16 protein-coding genes, 1 tRNA gene and 3 pseudogenes are annotated in these 19560 nt (G+C 59.4%); 11 read left to right on the forward strand and 9 right to left on the reverse strand.

From position 1 onward, the window contains the following. The first annotated feature begins 92 nt into the window (after positions 1-92). The 3 genes from BS630_RS21755 (at position 93) to BS630_RS21765 (ending at position 2486) form a co-directional block, all read left to right on the forward strand. Positions 93-1406 (forward strand): sugar ABC transporter permease, encoded by a 1314-nt coding sequence (locus BS630_RS21755; protein WP_077979009.1) that lies wholly within the window; start codon positions 93-95, stop codon positions 1404-1406. A gap of 14 nt (positions 1407-1420) precedes the next feature. Then, positions 1421-2203, forward strand: coding sequence for an ATP-binding cassette domain-containing protein (locus BS630_RS21760; RefSeq protein WP_003542059.1), 783 nt, complete (start codon positions 1421-1423; stop codon positions 2201-2203). 206 nt (positions 2204-2409) lie between these two features. Then, positions 2410-2486, forward strand: a tRNA-Arg gene (locus tag BS630_RS21765). Between the two features lie 212 nt (positions 2487-2698). Here BS630_RS21765 and BS630_RS38065 read toward each other — a convergent pair. From BS630_RS38065 to BS630_RS21790, 5 genes and pseudogenes are all read right to left on the reverse strand, one after another. Next, positions 2699-2848 (reverse strand): annotated as a pseudogene (locus tag BS630_RS38065) (IS481 family transposase); the annotation flags it as partial. Positions 2849-2886: 38 nt separating this feature from the next. Then, complete coding sequence (locus BS630_RS21775) at positions 2887-3612, reverse strand: LssY C-terminal domain-containing protein (protein ID WP_077979011.1); 726 nt, start codon at positions 3610-3612, stop codon at positions 2887-2889. Between the two features lie 21 nt (positions 3613-3633). Further along, complete coding sequence (locus BS630_RS21780) at positions 3634-4275, reverse strand: hypothetical protein (protein WP_077979012.1); 642 nt, start codon at positions 4273-4275, stop codon at positions 3634-3636. A 62-nt stretch (positions 4276-4337) separates the two neighbouring features. Beyond that, complete coding sequence (locus tag BS630_RS21785; protein WP_077979261.1) at positions 4338-4907, reverse strand: OmpA family protein; 570 nt, start codon at positions 4905-4907, stop codon at positions 4338-4340. Positions 4908-4932: 25 nt separating this feature from the next. Further along, entirely contained in the window at positions 4933-5355 is a 423-nt protein-coding gene (locus tag BS630_RS21790) for a cysteine rich repeat-containing protein (RefSeq protein WP_077979013.1), read from the reverse strand. 144 nt (positions 5356-5499) lie between these two features. Between BS630_RS21790 and BS630_RS21795 the strand changes: the two are divergent. Then, a pseudogene (locus BS630_RS21795) lies at positions 5500-5817 on the forward strand (formylglycine-generating enzyme family protein); the annotation flags it as partial. Here the strand turns inward: BS630_RS21795 and BS630_RS21800 are convergent. The 3 genes and pseudogenes from BS630_RS21800 to BS630_RS21810 all read right to left on the reverse strand — a co-directional run. Further along, positions 5784-6260, reverse strand: a pseudogene (locus BS630_RS21800) (helix-turn-helix domain-containing protein); the annotation flags it as partial. The pseudogenes BS630_RS21795 and BS630_RS21800 sit on opposite strands and share 34 nt — an antisense overlap. 106 nt (positions 6261-6366) lie before the next feature. Continuing rightward, positions 6367-6780: a hypothetical protein gene (locus tag BS630_RS21805; RefSeq protein ID WP_077979014.1), complete on the reverse strand. Its 414-nt coding sequence runs from the start codon at positions 6778-6780 to the stop codon at positions 6367-6369. Continuing rightward, positions 6777-7286 (reverse strand): hypothetical protein, encoded by a 510-nt coding sequence (locus BS630_RS21810; RefSeq protein WP_131639679.1) that lies wholly within the window; start codon positions 7284-7286, stop codon positions 6777-6779. Before BS630_RS21810 ends, BS630_RS21805 begins: the two co-directional genes overlap by 4 nt. A 438-nt stretch (positions 7287-7724) precedes the next feature. Here BS630_RS21810 and BS630_RS21815 point away from each other — a divergent pair, with 438 nt between their 5' ends. Then, positions 7725-9095, forward strand: a complete 1371-nt coding sequence (locus tag BS630_RS21815) for a peptidoglycan L,D-endopeptidase MepK (protein WP_077979016.1) — start codon at positions 7725-7727, stop codon at positions 9093-9095. Between the two features lie 8 nt (positions 9096-9103). On the opposite strand, the gene BS630_RS37075 is transcribed toward BS630_RS21815, so the two are convergent. After that, positions 9104-9259 carry a hypothetical protein gene (locus BS630_RS37075; protein ID WP_158081422.1) on the reverse strand — a complete coding sequence of 52 codons (156 nt, stop codon included), beginning with the start codon at positions 9257-9259 and terminating at the stop codon, positions 9104-9106. 806 nt (positions 9260-10065) lie between these two features. Between BS630_RS37075 and BS630_RS21820 the strand changes: the two genes are divergently transcribed. The 6 genes from BS630_RS21820 (at position 10066) to BS630_RS21845 (ending at position 19218) form a co-directional block, all read left to right on the forward strand. After that, on the forward strand, positions 10066-11019 hold the full coding sequence (locus BS630_RS21820; RefSeq protein ID WP_077979017.1) for an NAD-dependent epimerase/dehydratase family protein: 954 nt from the start codon (positions 10066-10068) through the stop codon (positions 11017-11019). Positions 11020-11088: 69 nt separating this feature from the next. Then, the gene (locus BS630_RS21825; protein ID WP_077979018.1) at positions 11089-12270 is read left to right on the forward strand and encodes a glycosyltransferase family 2 protein; all 1182 of its coding nucleotides are present in this window, start codon (positions 11089-11091) and stop codon (positions 12268-12270) included. Beyond that, positions 12264-15266: a trifunctional glycosyltransferase/class I SAM-dependent methyltransferase/polysaccharide deacetylase gene (locus BS630_RS21830; protein WP_077979262.1), complete on the forward strand. Its 3003-nt coding sequence runs from the start codon at positions 12264-12266 to the stop codon at positions 15264-15266. Before BS630_RS21825 ends, BS630_RS21830 begins: the two co-directional genes overlap by 7 nt. A 7-nt stretch (positions 15267-15273) precedes the next feature. Then, positions 15274-16350, forward strand: a complete 1077-nt coding sequence (locus tag BS630_RS21835; RefSeq protein WP_077979019.1) for a glycosyltransferase family 2 protein — start codon at positions 15274-15276, stop codon at positions 16348-16350. Then, the gene (locus BS630_RS21840) at positions 16343-18097 is read left to right on the forward strand and encodes an ABC transporter ATP-binding protein (RefSeq protein ID WP_077979020.1); all 1755 of its coding nucleotides are present in this window, start codon (positions 16343-16345) and stop codon (positions 18095-18097) included. The genes BS630_RS21835 and BS630_RS21840 overlap by 8 nt, the downstream gene beginning before the upstream one ends. Beyond that, the gene (locus tag BS630_RS21845) at positions 18094-19218 is read left to right on the forward strand and encodes a glycosyltransferase family 2 protein (RefSeq protein ID WP_017961645.1); all 1125 of its coding nucleotides are present in this window, start codon (positions 18094-18096) and stop codon (positions 19216-19218) included. The genes BS630_RS21840 and BS630_RS21845 overlap by 4 nt, the downstream gene beginning before the upstream one ends. Positions 19219-19560 lie beyond the last annotated feature (342 nt).

Below are 19560 nucleotides of genomic sequence, written 5' to 3' on the forward strand. Positions count from 1 at the left end.
CGATGGTGAGTTGAAGTACAGACGCATGACGCCGATGGCAGCCTCTAGCACGACGGCGCATCCGTCCAAACAAGTGGGGGAACGGCAAACCCATGGCCGAAATGGTAAAATCCACAACATCAAGCGGACCGCGAGCGGCGGAAGCCAATCTGGTGACCCGCTTCTTCCGCGCCACCGAGATCGACACGCGTCTGCTCGGCATGATCGGCGCGCTGATCATCATCTGGATCGGTTTCCACATCATCACCGGCGGCCTCTTCCTGACCCCGCGCAATCTCTGGAACCTCTCGGTCCAGACGACCGACATCGCCGTCATGACGACGGGCATGGTGCTGATCATCGTCACCCGCAACATCGACCTGTCGGTCGGTTCCGTGCTCGGCCTCTGCGGCATGATCATGGGCGTGACGCAGGCCAAGATCCTGCCGGAATATATCGGCTTCGACAGCCCCTTCACCTGGGCGATCACGCTGCTGGTCGGATTGGCGGCAGGCTGCCTGATCGGCGCCTTCCAGGGCATCATCATCGCCTTCCTCAACGTTCCCTCCTTCATCGTCACGCTCGGCGGCCTGCTCGTCTGGCGCGGCGCCACCTGGCTCGTCACCAGCGGCCAGACGGTTGCCCCGATGGACCAGACCTTCCGCATCATGGGCGGTGGTGCTGAGGGCTCGATCGGCGCCACCTGGAGCTGGATCGTCGGCATTGCAGCCTGTCTCTTCGTCATCGTCAGCATCATCGGCTCGCGCAGCCAGCGCCGCCGCTTCGGCTTTCCGCGCCGGCCGATGTGGGCGGAATATTTCCTCGCCATCCTCAGCTGCGTCCTCATCCTCGGCGCGGTCTGGATCGCCAACAGCTATTACTGGCCGATCAACATCGCCAAGAAATATGCCGAGACCAACAATATTCCCTGGCCCGAAACCGGCCTGGATATCCCCTACGGCATCGCCGTGCCGGTGCTGATCGCGATCGTCGTCGGCATCATCATGACCTTCATCGCGACAAGGCTGCGCTTCGGCCGCTACGTCTTCGCGATTGGCGGCAACCCCGAAGCGGCCGAGCTCGCCGGCATCAAGACCCGCTGGGTCACCGTGCGCATTTTCGCGCTGATGGGCATTCTCGCAGCCATCGCGGCGGCGATCTCCACCGCCCGCCTCAACGCCGCAACGAACTCGCAGGGTACGCTCGACGAGCTCTACACCATCGCCGCCGCCGTCATCGGCGGAACGTCGCTGGCAGGCGGCACCGGCACCATCGCCGGCGCCATGCTCGGCGCGCTCGTCATGCAGTCGTTGCAATCGGGCATGGTGCTGGCGCATGTCGACACGCCGCTGCAGAGCGTCGTCGTCGGCACCGTCCTCGTCGTAGCGGTTTGGCTCGACACCGTCTATCGCTCCCGTGCCAAGTGAGAGGAGCCCAAAACATGGCTGATCAACGCACTCCCCTCGTGGAACTGAAAAACATCTCGATCTCCTTCGGCGGCATTCACGCCGTGGACAACGCCTCTGTGGATCTCTACCCCGGCGAAGTCGTGGCATTGCTCGGCCATAACGGCGCCGGCAAGTCGACGCTCATCAAGATCCTCTCCGGCGCCTACAAGCGCGATGGCGGCGAGATCCTGATCAACGGCGAGCCTGCCGACATCCGCAATCCGCGCGATGCCAAGAAATACGGCATCGAGACGATCTACCAGACGCTCGCCGTCGCCGACAATGTCGACGCCGCCGCCAACCTCTATCTCGGCCGCGAGCTGAAGACCCGCTGGGGTACGCTCGACGACGTCGCGATGGAAGCCTCGGCCCGCGAGGTGATGGGGCGGCTTAACCCCAACTTCAAGCGCTTCAAGGAGCCAGTGAAGGCGCTTTCGGGCGGCCAGCGGCAATCGGTGGCGATCGCGCGTGCGATCCTCTTCAACGCCCGCATCCTGATCATGGACGAGCCGACGGCGGCCCTCGGCCCCCAGGAGACGGCGCAGGTCGGCGAACTGATCAAGCAGCTGAAGAAGGAAGGCATCGGCATCTTCCTCATTAGCCACGACATCCACGACGTCTTCGACCTCGCCGACCGCGTCTCGGTGATGAAGAACGGCCAGGTCGTCGGCCACGCCCGCACCGAGGACGTGACCAAGGACGAAGTCCTCGGCATGATCATCCTCGGCAAGGTGCCGCCAAAGGCGATCCCCGGCCCCGGCGCCATGCAGATCTGACCGCCGCCAGACGATCCGACTCGCCAACCACGCTCCGCCGCCCGCAAGGCCGGCGGAGTTTTCATGCAACGTTCCTCGGGTCTGACGGATAAAAACACCCGCCAAACCGCAAGCACCCGTATTTCTGAGAATTTCGCGATTGAAGCCAGCCGCAAGCTAGGCTAAGAACCACCCATCGGACAGGCGATTCAGACCGCCTTAGGCATGCACCCGTAGCTCAGCTGGATAGAGTGTTGGATTCCGATTCCAAAGGTCACAGGTTCGAATCCTGTCGGGTGCGCCACTTCCCCTTTGGTCCGTGCTGGACACATAGGATACGGTTTATTCCTGAGACATAGGTAACACTTTTGAGCCGAAAGGGTTCGGCAGTGGTTCCAGTCTGCATGTCTCGTCATCGAAGTATCCCAGGTCGTAATCCATGAAGCTTGCGATCCATATGTGGTCTTCGACCTGTTTGATTCCAACGGACTGCCCGGTGACCGTCAATGGATATCAGTAGCGCTTGTCGGCGAGCATGAACTCGCTCTTGTAATCGGCGCACCACAGGTCGTTGGGTTGGCGAGGTTGGGAGAGTGGCGTTCCGACAGCTCTGTTGCGCCGTCGCTTGCGGTGCTGGACCAGCCCGTTGCGGTCGAGCACCGCATGCGGTCGCTCCCCTCGCCCTTGTCCCGCTGTCGCCAATCCTATCGCTTTTCGGCCGATCGCAGCACCCCTACAAGGATTCGACCATCGGTGAAGTACGGATCCCCACCGCCGTTCCGACCATCTCTTGTCGCACCGACGCCTGCGCGCTCGTAGGTCATGGAGATCTGCCCGGCGGCCTTGAGGTCGCCGATCACCAGTTCGCGCTCGGCGTCAAGATCGGGCCTGATATGGTGGGTGATCTGCCCGGTGTCGTGGCTGACGCCGACGCCGCGGTCGAAGCTCGCGGAGCCCAGCCACAGCGGCTGGCCGTCGGCGCCGACGGTCGCCGTTTGCCAGAGGCGTATGTGGTGGCGCTCGTCAGCGCTACGCCCGACAGACTTTTCGAAAGCCAGATCCTGCTTCCGGCCGTCGAAGAACAGCGGGCTGACGGGTGCATCGAGATCCGGACGATCAAGCGCCACGCTCAGGCCGATTTCAACCGAGGAGAGCAACGTTATCCTGTCGGCGGGATCCCAGCCCGAGGCGGCGAAGGCCTTGATCACCTGCTGCTTCGGGCCGACGACGCCGACGTTGATCGGGTCGCCCGGAATGTCGTCGCCGGTCGTGGTGACCATCCGGCTGAGATCGGCAACAGTGCTCCGGTCGCGGAAGATCCAAAGCTCCGGCATGACCAGGTAGCAGACGAGCAGATAGGCCACGAAGACGGCGGCAAGAACGCCCACAGCCGACTTCCATCTGCCTCGACTGCTTCTCCCCTGTTCCATTGCAATGTGCCGCTCCCGACTTCAGTAACAGGGCGGATACGGATAGTAGCCGCACGGGGGGTGATAGTAGTATGGCGCGGAGGCCGCCGCAGCACCGATGGCCGCGCCCGTCGCGACCGCGGCGCCGTAGCGGGCCGCCGGGTGCGCATACCAGCCGCCATGAAAGCCGACCGCACCCACGCCGACCACGCCGACGCGCCCCATTCCGGCGCGCGCCACGAACATGTCGATGAAAAGCGAAGCCGGGCCATTGACCTTTGCGAGTTCGCCCTCGAGAACCTGGACGTCAAAGGTCAGCGTGCCGCCATCCAGCTTTGGCTTGGTCAGGACCACGACCGCGTCTTCGACAGCGGTGCCATCACTGCTCATGACGGAGATCGTCGCGTTCGGCGGGTCGACCGCGAAGCTATCCTTGCCCTCGTCCCATTCCTTGATGAACTCGGTCGTGAGAACATGTCCGGCCGATCGTACCGGACGGTCGGCGAACACGATGGAGTTCGGGGTGACGCCCGTCATCGTCAGCTTGCCATCGACCAGCGTCGCCCCGCCGGAATTGAGGACGGCGAGCGACGGCACCATCTTCGTGGCCGTGGTCGCTCCAATGGTCTTGGCGGCGGGGGCCGTGATCGCGTCTTCGGCCTGCGCCGCTCCCGCGAACGACACGAGGCAGGCTACGCGAGAGTGCCAATCCGTATATGGCGTTTCATGGAGAATTCTCCTTTTTGCTACTTCACGAGACCAAGGTTCACGAGCTGGACGCGACGATTATCGGCGGCCTGCGGGTTCGACGGATCCACGAGCCACTCCTCGCCGACGCCGATCGCGAACAGACGGTCCGGGGCGATGGCGAAGGTCGTCGACAACGCCTCCGTGATTGCGTTCGCCCGCTTCTGGCTGAGGTCCAGATTGTGCTTGGCGTCACCCGTCGAGCTCGTGTGTCCGACGACAAGGAACTTGTAGCGCCGCAGGTTCGGATGATGCAGGGCGTCGGCGATCATGCCGACGGTGCGATAGGATTTAGGTTCGATGGCAATGGAGTCGTTCTCGAAGTCGATCTCGACGATGAGCTGCGACAGCTTCGAAAGTTTCTGCCAGTCGGGAAGCGCGGCGACGCCCTTGCCTGCACTCGCCGCCGCTTCTTCCATAAGCAACGCGAGGTCAATGGCCGGAGCCCCGCCCTGCAATCTGCCGAGCGTGCGCACCACCTGCGGGCCGCTCAGTTCCTGTGCGAACGGATGGCCGGGTGCCAGCAGCAGTCCGGCGGCAAGCATCGTTGCAAGTCGAAAGCCCTTCATGATCCTGTATCCCTTCAACATCGTTTCACCGCCAGCCGGCGTCGATGATGGCCTGGCCGCACTGGCCTTCGTTCACGCGCGTCGCCTTGTTCAGGCAGGAAAGAATGTTTCCCTCGCCCACTACGCCGCTGCAGAACTGCGCGACATAGTGCTTGCACATCGCGGTGAACGACGATTGGGCGGCAAGGCGCTGCTCGATCGAGGCGGTGACGCTCGCCAGTGTCGAGGTGCAAGTCGGCGAGACTTTTGCGGCATGGGCCTCGAGACAGTTCTGGATGCGGCCGCTTCCGAGGTTCAGGCCCTTGCAGAACTTCTTGATGTCGGATCCGCAGTCGTTGGCGAGCGTGCTCACCGCGTCGGCGAAGCTGATGGTATCGGCACGGGCCGCCCCGGTGAGCGCCAGGAACGCGACCAGCGCCCCTCCTAACAGTCTGGTTCTCGTCGACATGCTACCCCCATCGTGAACGATTGATCGTCGGAGAAACTCTCCGCACGCATTTGGTGCGCTTTCGGGGGTGAGAAGGGAAGTATGTTACGGTTACACGGACCGTAGGAGACGGCGTTCAACGCGTCGCCGCAGCGATGGATGTGGAACGGCTACGGCCTTTACGACATGATCGGCAACGTCTGGGAGTGGATGAGCGACTACTGGTCGATGCGTCATCCGGAACCGGCGAAGCACTCCTGCTGCATCCCTAGCAATTCGCGCGGCGGCGGTGTCGAAGCGAGCTACGACCCTAGCCAGCCTGCGATCCGCATCGCTAGGCGAGTGCTGAAGGGCGGATCGCATCTCTGCGCACCGAACTACTGCCGGCGCTATCGACCCGCTGTGCGCCATGCGGAAGGCGAGGACACCTCCACCAGCAATGTCGGCTTTCGCTTGTCGGCAAGCATGAACTCGCCTTTGTAATCAGCGCACCATAAGTCGTTGGGTTGGCGAGGTTGGGAGCGTGGCGTTCCCTGTGCCCTGTTGCGCCGTCGCTTGCGGTGCTGAACCAGCCCGTTGCGGTCGAGCACCGCATGCACGGTCGAGATCGCCGGCGTTTGCACGTCCGGGTAAAGCCGCGCCTGTCGTTCTCTGATCTTCGGTGCGCCCCAGTTCGGCTTCTCCTGCTTGGCACGCACAATCAGCTTCTCGTTTTGGAAAGGAAGCTGATTGGCGTGCCGGTAGGGACGCCGCGAGCGATCCGTCAGTCCTTCCAGCCCGCAGGCATTATAGCGGCTGATGATCTTGTGGCCGGTCTTGCGCGAGATGCCGAACTCGCGGCACAGCACCGCTATCTTCTCGCCATCACGAACCCGCGCAACGAATTTGAGACGCTCGTCCATACGGTTGCACTCCTGCCAAGGCACCTTCGCTCCCCTCGCAAAGGCAAAAGTGTAACCCATGTCTCCGGTATGAACTGTCACCCTTCTCTCGGGAAAGACACACTGTGGCTGCGATATCTACACCGTAGGATCAGAACCCGGTGGTAGCCGGGTCGCCAAGTTCGCTATCGCCCCCAATTTCGTTTTTCTTCTTCAACCACGCGTCGCGCTCATCGTGATATTTAATCGCCCTCTCGCCCTTCGCCGTTAGGCGCCATTTTATTTTGCGGAAAAGTTTGATGAAGCCATTTTCGCTCAACGTCTTGAGCGCCTGCTTGTCGAGCTTCTCCACTATACCGTTTGCTATCCGCCGGAGTGTCACGACCGCTCGGTCGGATAGCCTTTCAGGGTCGTACCAATCATAGCCATGCTCTTGTCGATATTTCCATGAGTCGTATTCTGCGCGCCGATAGGCTTCGAACTGGCCAATCATGCCATTGTTGAGATCTGAATCGCGGCGATCTGCGATCGTGCATTTAAGCTGTTCAATGACGGCATGCTTCATGCCACACTTGGCTGCCAACTTACCATTAGTACCGTCATGAGCCCATCGTTCAGGGTCTTCGGAAAAAATGACAGCTCGATGCGAGGCTTGGCGGATCGATCCTGTTCAAGGCGCGATCGAATTTGCGCGAGGTCTAAGGTTTGCCAATTGGAGAGTTGCGCAAAGGCCTTGCCTGGGTGGTCGCTTAGCCAGTCGATCAGGTCGGAAAGAACAGTCTCCCTGTTTGGCGGCCTGGAACGGCTCTCGATGTCATCGATATTCAGGCCGAGGCGTCCGAGTTCCATTAGCATATGGGAAACGTACTCACCGACGGATCTAGCGGTTATCCCGTCGTACCAGCTAATCGGGCGGAACAGTTTTATTCGAGGCGGCAGCTTGGATTGAGAAGCACGCTTTGAACCCCTGTGACCTAGTATTTTGGCCATCGCCTCGTCCCAAATACCCTTTCGTTCAAGAATATCCATTTGGATCATTGGCGCAACCACGAATTGTTTACGCAGCGCCAAGAGATTGGGTTACCGGAAATCCGCCTAAGGCCGATGTGGAATACAAGGCGAGCTTCAACATCCGAAGCTGACCTCAGAAATGCGTAGGCATAGTAATGACAAAGCAGTTCCTAGTTTCATTCCCTCCGGCGCGCCATTTTCTGAGCAGCCTTCATAGGAAGTTCGTCGTCAGAGGAGACCTTGCGCCTCAACCGTTCGTGACGAACGCCCATAAGACCCCCCCCGCACCATGCAAGGTACTCGATCTCCTTGGCGCGCCTTTTGCTAGACGGAAGAGACTGAAGGCCGGGTGCGATTGTGCCTCAAATGACCCACACCCTCAACTCACCGAGCCTCCACATCCGCTCGTTAGGAATTTATTGACCATAAGCTGGCTTTACTGAACGTGATGGATGCGGAGATTCCCGCACACCGTCGAGTGTTTGGTGTAGGACGGAATTGTTCGTGTTGAAGTATCCAGTGCAAGGATTATCGGGCAGAGCCTTGGGCGGAATTGCCACGCTCCTGTCGCGTGCAAAACGCTTCGCAGCGCAGACCATTCTCCCGGCTGTGTTTGCGCTGCCGGCACTTGTCGGCTCCGCATCATTTGCCTCGGCGGAAGATCGGGCCCTGAAGCTGTTCTTTACCCATACGGGCGAGAGGGCCACGATTACCTACAAGCGGGACGGAAAATTCGATCCAAAGGGCCTCGCCCAGATCAATCGCTTTCTGCGCGACTGGCGAAGGAACGAGCCGACCCGGATGGATCCCCGGCTGCTCGACCTGGTCTGGGAAGTATACAAGCGCAGCGGCGGCAAGGACTACATCCACATCGTCTCCGCCTATCGTTCGCCCACCACCAACAACATGCTCCGCAACCGCTCGCGCAGTACGGGCGTCGCCAAGAAGAGCCAGCACATGCTGGGCAAGGCGATGGATTTCTACGTTCCCGGCGTGAAGCTTTCGACGCTGCGGGCACTTGCAATGCAGATGCAGGTCGGCGGGGTTGGATATTATCCGACCTCGGGATCGCCCTTCGTGCATCTCGATGTCGGCAATGTCAGAGCCTGGCCCCGCATGTCCCGGCAAGAACTCGCTCGAATATTCCCGAATGGGCAAACGATGCATCTGCCGGCCGATGGCCGACCGCTGCCGGGATACAATCAGGCGGTTGCGAACCACAGGAAGCGCGGCAGCACTACCTCGATCCAGATTGCCAGCACCGCGGGAGAAGACGAAGACGTGAGCGCGTCGACCAGGTCGAACGACGATACCACAGACAATAAACTGGTGACGGCGCTTCTGCCCACGCCGAAAAGCCGAGCATTGAACGCGCTCGCGCTGCAGACCGGCGCAGCCCCGCGGGATGACAAACGGTCCGCTGGGGATGTTCCATCTTTCCCGATTCCGATACCGGCGATGCGCCCGCCCACCCTGGAGCACGACGCTGATATGGATGACAAACTGGAGACTGCGTCGATCGGCCCAATTGATGTCCTTCCGGATAGGCCGGCACCGGCGTTGCCAATCTACGCCCGCTTCGAACCCCGCCTTGTTGCACAGCAGGCCTCCAAGCAGGGCACGAACATGATCGCCTCCCTGCCCATGACCGCTTCCTGGGAAGAAGCAAGTTTCCTTGGATCGACGTCCGAAGCGGCGCTGATGAAATGGGCGCTGCATTCTCCTGGCGAGATGATGGGATTGAGCGCGCCTCGCATTTCCCCGCGCACGGTTCATCGTGAGGTCAATGTCGCGACGTCAGGTGAGGATATTATTCCGGTCGCCGCCCAGTTCGATGCCAACCGGCTTGTCTCGTCCCCGGAGGGCTGACCTCATCGTCAAGGCTTGATGCGCAGCACGAAGCCGTTCAGAAGCGCCAGAACGGCCATGGTGGAACCGGGCTGGCGGTCCCGAGAAACCAGGTGCCGCCGCCCAGTGCCAGAAGCCTGTGCGGTCACCAGCAACAGCCGAGCGGCACCACGAAGGCGTGACATTCCATGTATCTGCGTATGGCCGACTAGATTTTTTAGGATCTCCTAAACAATTGCCACACCTTATGGGCGATGCGCGCGTATCGGCCCGAAAATCGGAATCTATGCTCGGGAAAAATGAGGTAGATCCAATGTGTTAAAGCGTTGTCCAGGCGCTTGAAAAGACGACGACGATCGTTTCTGCGCGCGGAAAATTCAGACCAAAGTCCGATCCAACCCCGGACTTCGTGCCCATACCAAACGTTCAATCGCTGTAATAACAATAATATATCTTGAAGTAATGAGGCGCGTTGATGTGAGAAGCGTATCAATTTCTGGCAGAGCTGGCTTCATTGGATCGACTGTGACCGACTTCTACTTAGGAAGCGATGTCCGGAAACTGGTTGTTGTTGACGATGTTTACACTGGACCTTTCGAAAATATAGCACACATCAAGGATCCCCGTTGCCGCCGAGCGACATGCTTGTCGATGAGCAACCTCAGCTCTGGATCCGGAACGCGTCGGAGAGGTTCTCGAAACCATCCGGATTCCTTCGATCGTGCCCGCAGATGGGGCGGACTTCTCATGGCACGGATAGTCGAGATAGGGCAGGTCGTGATGATCGCGCAACGCTCATCTGTAGTATCCGGTCCGGCGCGGTCGCTCGTTATCGAGCGCGGTATCGGCAGCGACAATCACCTTAAAGTAGGTACATTTAACGATTAACATTAATGAGTGAGTATTTCTTAGAACTCCTCTAAATAATTGCCATGCATTACAGGCGATGCTAATAAACAGGCACATTTCTCAAGTCACGAGGCGCAATGCAATGAAAAGCGTATTGATTTCTGGCGGGGCTGGCTTCATCGGATCCCACTTGTGTGATCGACTTTTGCTGAGGACGGACATTCAGAAGCTGGTCGTTGTCGACAACCTCTGGACCGGGCTTTTCGAAAATATCGCGCACATCAGAGACCCCCGTTTCCACTTCGTGAAGTCCGACGTCGAGACGCTGCAGACGTCGGAGAAATTCGACGAAATCTATCACCTTGCATCCCCCGCATCGCCGCCGTGGTACATGAAGGAGCCGAAGAGGACGATCTCCGCCAATCTTCTCGGGGCGTTCCGGTTGCTCGACTTACTGAAGAAGGGTGGACGTTTCGGTTTCACCTCTTCTTCCGAAGTCTATGGCGATCCTCTGGTGTCGCCGCAGCCGGAATCCTATAAGGGCCAGGTCGACTGCACCGGACCTCGCTCATCCTACGACGAGAGCAAACGATGCACGGAGTCGCTGCTGTTCGAGATGCAGCGTACCCAGGGGCTCGACGTCAAGATCGTTCGCCCCTTCAACATCTATGGCCCGCGGACACGGTCCGACGATGGCCGCGCAGTCTCCAACTTCATCACCCAGGCGCTTTCGGGCCGGCCGATTACCGTGTTCGGCGACGGCCTTCAGTCTCGCAGCTGGGGCTATGTCGATGACGTTGTCGATGGTTTCGCGCGATATTTCTGGATGAATGAAACCGACTATAAGGGGCCTCTGAACGTCGGCAACGATCGCGAGATTTCGGTTCTCGAAGTCGCGCAATATGTCTCCAGACTTGTCGGCGGCGTGCCGATCGTCTTCGAACCGTCACCGCCGCAGGATCCCACGAACAGACGGCCGGACTTGACCAATGCCCACTATGTCATGCCCGAGTGGTCGTGCAAAATCACCTACGAACAGGGCGTGGCGATGACTCTCGACTGGTTCAGGGACCAAATGAGGCACGCCGCGGAATAAACCATGTCGGCTTTCGAGACTCGCGTCTTGGATGCGCGCGGCGTATGTTCACGGTGCGATTGAGAGAGTATGATGCGAGAACCAATTCCGTCCGATCTGAAGGATATGAGTTTTCCCGTACCGATTCACTATCTCGATCTCGCCTCCTCTCGTCTCGATGCCGTTTCGCCCCCGATCTCCGATGGGCTCGTGGTCTTTCTGTCGGATGGTCTTCCCGTCGGACAGACCTATATAGAAATGCCCGAGACAGCTACCGCCCTCGCCGAGCGTATCGTGCGGCCCGAGACCCTCGAGCATGCGCGTCATGTCGCGCAAACGCCGGTGCGCAACCGAGACGTCAGCATTCTGATTTGCACCAAGGACCGGCCGGAGGAGCTACGTCGGTGCTTGGCCTCGATCCCGAAACAGTCGCTCGGCCCCATCGAGATCATCGTGGTGGATAATGCCTCCGCCGGTGATGCGACACGTCGTGTGGTGGAGGAATCGGGCGCAACCTATGTCCGCGAAGACCGGGTCGGGCTGGATTATGCGCGCAACGCGGCGGTTCGTGCGGCGAGAACCGAATTCGTCGCGTTTACGGACGATGACGTCGTCCTCCACGAGCGCTGGCTGGAAAACCTGATGAAGGGGTTCGACCTGCCGGAGATCGCCTGCGTAACCGGGTTGGTTCTTCCCGGAGAACTTGCAACGCCCGCACAATTTATATTCGAAAAGCATTGGGGTTTTGGCAGGGGCTATCTGCGGCAGGATTTCAATCAGGACTTCTATCGTCGGGATACACGTTACGGCGCTCCGGTCTGGACGATCGGGGCCGGCGCAAGTCAGGCCTTCCGTCGCAAGGTCTTCGAGGAGATCGGCCTGTTCGATGTCCGCCTGGATATGGGCGCTGCCGGATGCTCGGGCGATTCCGAATACTGGAACCGGCTCCTCCATCATGGCCATGTCTGCCGCTACGAGCCGACGGCGGTAGCCTGGCACTTTCATCGCAAGGATATGAAGGGGCTCGCCAAACAGATTTACCAATATATGAGTGGCCATGTCGCAGCACTGCTGGTCCAGTATCAGAACACAGGCAATAACGCCAATCTGCGGCGCATCCTGCTCTCGTTTCCGAAATATTACGCGGGAAGGCTCCGAAGACGGCTTCGCAAAGGCACGACATCGCACGACTTCTTCCTGAAGCAGGAGATGCTCGGAAGCGTAAACGGCGCGCTATACGTTCTGCGGCGATGGAAGAGGCCCGCATGGTGATCGCTGCCGCGCCTGATATTTCATTCCTCATCCCCGCCTATAATGCAGCCGATACGCTTGCCGAATGTCTTGCCAGCCTGCAGCAGCAGACGCGATCGAACTGGCAAGCGGTCGTGGTCGATGACGGTTCGACCGACCGCACCTGGGAGGTGCTTGAGGGCATCGCAAGAACTGATAGCCGCATTCGCCTCGCCCGCCAGCCGAATGCCGGCGCAGCGGCGGCGCGAAACCACGCTGCAAGACTGGCATCCGCACCCCTGCTCTGTATGCTGGATGCCGACGACTGGCTGGATCCGACTTTCATCGAAAACATGCGGCCGGTGGCAGAGGATGCATCTCCACCCGTTCTCGCCTATTGCAATTATCGTCGCGTTGCTCCGGGCGGCCAGTTGCTGCGGGTAGAACAGGCTCCCATTCTGACGGGAGATGCCGCCAAGCGCGAATTCTCCTCCTTCTGCGCCCTTGCCATCCATACGGTCGTCTTTCCCAAAAGCCTTTTCGAGCTTTTGGAAGGCATGGATGAAACCTTGCAGACCGGCGAGGAATGGGATCTCTGGCTCCGCATGGCCTTTGCAGGCGCCGAATTTTGCCATGTGGACAAGTGCCTCGCATTCTATCGCATGAAGGCCGGCTCGCTGTCCGGCGATCCGGTCAAACTGGTGCGCGACGCGGTTCGCGTGACGACGAAAGCGCAGGCGCTGCAGATGCAGCAGGGCTTGTCGGCCGGGGGGCCGGAGACAGGTTGGATCACGCCCCCCGTCAGCCAACTGCGCATGCTTGCCTGGGTCGTCGCGGCCAAGCTCGATCCGACTTTGGATATTGCAGCTCTTGCAGCGCTTCTGCCTGACATGCCGGACGCCGCGGGCTACGAAAACCTTTTTGCCGGCGTCATCCTCCATGGCCTGCAGACAGGGCTCTTTATCGATCGGGCAGACGGTCTCATCGATGTTCTCGATAAATGGCGACCCACGTTCCTTTCGCTCATCCAGCTGATTCAGAATCATTCCATGCCTGGCGCTGGGCGCAAGATCATTGACGCCGTTTCCTGGCACATATCCGTCGCAAACCCTTTGCGGTCATTCACGCTTGGCAATGTCCAGGTGGTCAGTGTCTCGCTCGAAACGCTTTCGCGAATCCCCAAGGCCGAACCATCAGACACGCTCGTCATGCACGCCATGTCCGGCGGACAACATGTCGGCTCCTTTGTCGGGCCATTCTGGGGCGATCTTTCGATCCGGGCGCAGATCAGGCTGATCATGCATGAGATGCAGGCAGACGAGCATCTGCAAACGCCCCACGCACTCGCCTATGCCAGCTCCTGGACAATGGAGGCATTGCGCGGCTACAGGACCTTCGGCGGACTGATCATCAAAAGCGGCCGGCGGCGAGGGCGTCTCGAAAGGTTTTTGGTGCGTGTCGGACGCAATGCCCTCCTTGCCACAGCGCCCGGCGACAAACAGGACAATGACGCCCGGATTTCCGAAATCCTGCGGGATTTCGAACATCGACTGGCACCGCCGTTTCGAAATTCTCCCGGGCCAAGGTCGGAGAAAAGAAAAGAGACTGCTTCCACTCAATCGGAAGAGGAATACTGGGAGCATATGTTCGAACGCCCGGATCCGTGGAATTACATCTCGGTCTACGAGCAAGTCAAATATGCGCAGACGTTGAGCCTGATCCCGGAAGGGATCGAAAAGGCCCTCGAACTCGCCTGCGCCGAAGGAATCTTTACCGAGAAGCTGGCGCCAAGGGTCGGTCGGCTGACGGCCACCGATATTTCCCAGCGCGCGATCGACAGGGCGATCAAGCGGTGCCGCGACCATGGTAACGTCGAGCTTCGTGTTCTCGATTTCGTCAAAAGCGATGTTCCGCCCGAGCAGGATCTCGTTATCTGTTCCGAAGTCCTCTACTATATGAAGGATGAGGAGATGCTTGCGGCCGTCTGCCGGAAGATGGCCGCAGCAGTGAAGCCGGACGGCTACCTAATCACTGCCCACGCGCATATCCGCCAGGACGAACCCGGCCGAACCGGTTTCGATTGGGGCCATCCTTTCGGTGTCGAGACGATAAAACGGGTTTTTGCCGCGCAGGCCGGCCTCGCCCTGGAAGAGACGATCGACACCGAGCTTTACGCCATCCACCGATTCAGGAAAGGTGCCGTGGCCAATCCCGCCCTGCGGATCGAAGCGCACGGAGCCCCATTGGATACGGATGTGGCAAAGCACATTATCTGCGGACCGGCGGGCATCGCGCGCGAGGCGGCATGGAAGACGGAGGTGACCACCTCGGTTCCCATTCTGATGTATCACAGGATCGCAGAAGACGGCCCCGCTGCACTCCGGCGCTTCCGCACGCCGCCGGAGATTTTCCGCAAGCAGATGCAGTTCCTGAGGCGACAGGGCTATTACAGCGTGACCGCGCAGAACCTGGCAAATCTTCTGCGCAGCGGCAAGCCGATCCAGGGCCGGCCTGTGATGCTGAGTTTCGACGACGCCTATCTGGATTTCCAGACGAACGCCTACCCGATCCTTGCCGAGAATGATTTCAGCGCCGACGTGTTCGTCGTGACCGATAAGGTCGGCGGTCGGTCAGATTGGGATTCCGCCCATGGAGAACCTGCACCGCTGATGTCGTGGTCGCAAATTCAGGAATTGCACCAAAAGGGCATCAGCTTCGGCTCCCACCTCGCATCCCACACACCAGCCAGTGCGATTGATAACGAAGCCCTGCTGGCCGAAGCCATATTATCGCGCGACGCGCTGCAGAGCCGGCTGGGCGCCCCGGTGGAATCGATCGCACTTCCTTATGGCGGGACAGACTTCAGGGTCCCGGGCATTCTGGCGCTTGCCGGCTATAGCGTCGGCTTCACGACCCGGCCGGCAAAGGCTACCTTCTCCGATAATTTCTTCGCTCTGCCGCGCTTCGAAGTGCGCGGGGATCGCCCGCTTGAAGCCTTCCCTGAACTCATCGGCCTGCCCGGAGCCTTTATCGGATGACAAAGCCATGACTGCCGCAGCATCCCCCTTGGTCACCATCGTCATACCGGCTTACAATGCCGAGAAGACGCTTGTCGAAACATTGCGAAGCGTCTCTGCCCAGTCTTACGACAAGCTCGAAATCCTGGTGGTCGACGACGGGTCGCGGGACGGCACCTTCGATCTTGCGCGCGACTACAGCCTGACCGATCGCCGTGTCCGTGTTCTCCGCCAGGACAATGGTGGGGTTGCGCGGGCGCGCAACCACGGCATCAAAGAGGCGCGCGGCTTCTATATAGCCCCTGTCGATGCCGATGACGTGTGGCATCCCAGCAAGATCGAGCTCCAGCTTGAGGCGGTGCTGAAATTTCCCCACGGAAACGGAGTTGCCTACAATTGGTATGCGGCGATTGACGAAAACGGCATCATTTTCGGCCATTCGCGCCCGGTCCTGCATCAAGGAAACATCTTCGAACCGCTGTTGCGGGAAAATTTCATCGGCAATGGCAGCACGCCCTTGATGCCGCGGGCGGAGATTCTTCGCTGCGGCGGCTATGACGCCGGCCTGCGCGACAACGGCGCCGAGGGGTGTGAGGATCTGAAACTTTATCTGGCGCTCGCCGAAACGCTGCCCTTCGCGCTGGTACCCGATTTTCTGACCGGCTATCGTTTCACGAAGGGCAACATGTCCAGCAATGCCTATCGGATGCTGAAGTCCCACGCCTTGGTGATGGCGCCGATCATCGCCCGCTATCCACATTTTGAGCGTGATATCCGGACCGCCGAATTCAACACCGCCTCCTGGTATTTCAAAAAGGCGTTTCTCGACGACGATTATGCGCAGCTCAAAAAGCTGGCGCCGATGATGGTGAGCAAATACCCCTCACGCCTTGTCATCCATGGCATGCAGCAGGGATGGCGGCAGGTAAAACGCCACGGCATACGCATAGCGAGGCGCGCCCTGGGCAAGCCTCCGGCCCGACCCAAAACCCGCTTCGTCGCGGTCATCCCGCAAGCCGGAACAGCTTTCCGCGATCGATACGCCGGCATGCCGGCCAGGGAAGCGCCCAGCCCCATCGCCCAGCGGGTGGCCGACAATGAATAGGTTTCGAAAACCTGCATCCGCCAAGCCGGCCACCGCCTACAACCTGATCGTGGCAGCTCGGTTCCGCGAGCTTCGGCAACTCGTGCCGGCGCTGCGGTTCAAGATGACGGTGATGATCGTCCTCGGAATTCTCACCGGCCTTTCGGAAATGATCGGGATAACCCTTCTGGTCAGCCTGGTCTTTCTTCTCGGGCAGCAAGGCCCGGTTTCCGGCTCCGCCATTGCATGGCTCCCGGCGTTTTTCGGCAACATCGACCTCAGCCTTTCCAAGCCTGTCCTGATCGGCATTCTCATCGGCTCCATCCTCCTGCGGATTTTTCTGGGATGCGCCAACTCGCTCATCTCGAGCGCGATCAATCATCGGATTAGCGACAGGATGCGGGATCGCCTCTACGCTAAGGTCCTGGCCATTCCTTTCCAGCGATTTCAGGACTATGAGCGTAGCGACCTGATCAACGTCATCGCCACGGAATCCTATGCGGTCTCCTCGGCGCATGCCAGCCTGGTGCGGTTGGGGGTCAATTTCGGCACGATCGTGATCTTCGGCGTCGGCATGGTGGTGATGGCCTGGCCGATCGCTTTACTCGGGCTCATCTTCGGCGTCCTCCATAATTTCGCATTAGGCTTCTTTGCCGGCGCCTACCGGCGCGTGGGAGCCTCGGCGGTGGCGGCAGTGGAGGCATTGACGCAACTGAGCTGGACAACGCTCCAAACTGCCAAGGCCGTCAAAAGCTTCGGCCTCGAGAAGCGCCACCAGCAGCTCTTCGCGGCGCTTTCCAGGGAGGTCGGCCAGACTTGGCGCCGGTCGGACTGGATGGGCGCGACGACCTCGCTTGTGAGCGAAATCCTGACGTTCGGTGTCATCCTGACGATCATTCTATCCTCGGAATTCCTGCCGGTGGATTTCAAGGCGGCGCTCTCGGCCACGATCCTTCTCTACAGGCTGCAGCCGCATATCAAAGGATTCGATTCCCAGATTCTGAGTCTTTACGAGATGGAAGCGTCCCTGCAAAACGTCCTGGCGCTGCTTGCGGAGAAGGATGACATCAAACTGACCTCGCAAGGAGAGCCGGTCACCCGCCTGGCGGAGGCGATTGTCTTCCACAACGTCTCGTTCGCCTATGAGCGGTCGAACGCCCCGGCTGTTGACGATCTCAGCTTCTCCATCAGGGCAGGCGAAACGACGGCTCTGACGGGGCCGAGCGGCTCCGGCAAAACCACAATCCTCAACATGATTCTCGATCTCAACCCGCCGAGCCAAGGCGTGATCACCATTGACGGAAGGGACCTCGCAACCATTGACCGTTCCAGTTGGCTGGAGCTGCTCTCCGTGTCGGGTCAGGACGTTGAACTGATGGAGGGCACAGTCCTCGACAACATCCGGTTTCGTCGCGATATATCGGAGCAGGATATCCGCTGGGCGGCCGATGTGGCCTGCGCAACGGAGTTCATCAACGATCTGCCGTATGGCTTCGATGAATGGCTGGGCGACGAGGCGATCCGGCTTTCGGGCGGACAAAGGCAACGCATAGGCCTGGCGCGCGCGCTCGCCGGCCGGCCTCAGATCCTGCTGTTGGACGAAGCGACGAGCGCGCTCGACGAAGATACCGAGATGCGGGTGTTTTCGGCGATGAAAGAAGACGCCGGCAGAACGCTCATCGTCGTTAGCCATCGGCCCGCTGTGGCCAGGCTGATGAAGAATCGGATCAATCTCCGCCCCCCCGCTCCCACGTCGAAGCTCGGGTGACGGAGATGGATATGTCAACGATGTCCGGGATTTGGGTGGCCGTCGTGATCCCCGCCTATAACGCCAGAGACTACCTTGCCCAGACGCTCCAGTCCGTCATCGACCAGACCCACAAGGCGCTGGAGATCGTCATCGTCGACGACGGCTCGACGGACGACACAGCCTCGATCTGTCGCCATTTTGCCGCAAGTGATCCAAGGATCCGGATTGTCTCGACTGAAAACCGTGGCGTCGCCGCGGCCCGCAACGCTGGGATTGAAGCATCGAAATCCGACTACATCGCCTTCCTCGATGCCGACGATCTGTGGCATCCGACCTATATCGAAAGAATGCTTTCGGCTCTCCATCCCCTGCCGAACACCTGGGGCGCGGTCTATGCTCTTCACCGTCTCATCGATCCCGAGGGATATTGCATGAGATCCGGTTCGTCACTGAACGCCAGGGACACCATTTTCACCCGTCATCTCGTATTCCGCTTCGTCGGCAATGGCAGCGGCTTCATGGTTCGCCGCGCAGTCATTGAGAAGATCGGTGGCTACGATCCAAGTTATGCCAGGCAGGGTATCGGAGGATGCGAGGATTTCGACTTCGAACTTCGTACAGCTGAGCATTTCAAGATCGAGACGGTGCCGTTGGGTCTAGTGGGATATCGTGTTCATTCAGCAGCCATGTCTTCCGACAGGTCGCAAATGGCGCTATCGCTTCTGGCTGTGACGGAGCAATGTATCGCCCGCAATCCACAGCTTCCAACTTTTGTCGTCAATTGCGCCCGCGCCTCGGCGAATCTTTATGCATTTTCAAAATTTGCCGCATTGAAAGATTGGCGCCGCGCCGCGACCTCGCTCAAGCACATTTATCATCATAGCCCAATGCTTGCTTCCGGCATCCTGTTCAAATTGATCCTTTCAAAAGCCGACAGAGCCGCACGCAGGACATTGTCCAAAGCCTGGCCAGCCAAGGAACAAAAGGGAAAGAATTTCAGGAAATTCGAAGAGATAGACCCACTTGTCCCATTGGTTGGCGGTTGGACACGCTTCAGGACGAAGGCATTGTTAAGGCACTTGTCGGAGATCGATCGATCCGGCGAGTGCTCTGCGGCGGCCTCGTCGCAGGAGGCTTGATGCTTGCCGACTACACATCTGTTGGTGGCGCCAGCGCCGGCGGCAGTTTTTCGCCCGGCTGCTCAAAAATCTGAAGGTTTAACAACCCATCACTTCAATCGGCGTGGCGACTACCTCGCTACCTTCTATTACGAATTTGATAATTAATCAGAATAGTAAGAGCAAATAAGAGAACAAGATATAAAAAAAGCAATTACCCCAATAATGATCTGTGACAATACAGAGTTTTACTGTAATCATCCTTATGCACGTGCAAACATTCTTAGCAGAGGACCCGTCACCCACCCCGGCGGGTCCTCGACTTTGCCTTTTTGGCTGATTGCAACAAATGCGACAGCCGTT

Origin of the sequence: Rhizobium laguerreae (assembly GCF_002008165.1) — a bacterium.
Taxonomy (GTDB): domain Bacteria; phylum Pseudomonadota; class Alphaproteobacteria; order Rhizobiales; family Rhizobiaceae; genus Rhizobium; species Rhizobium laguerreae.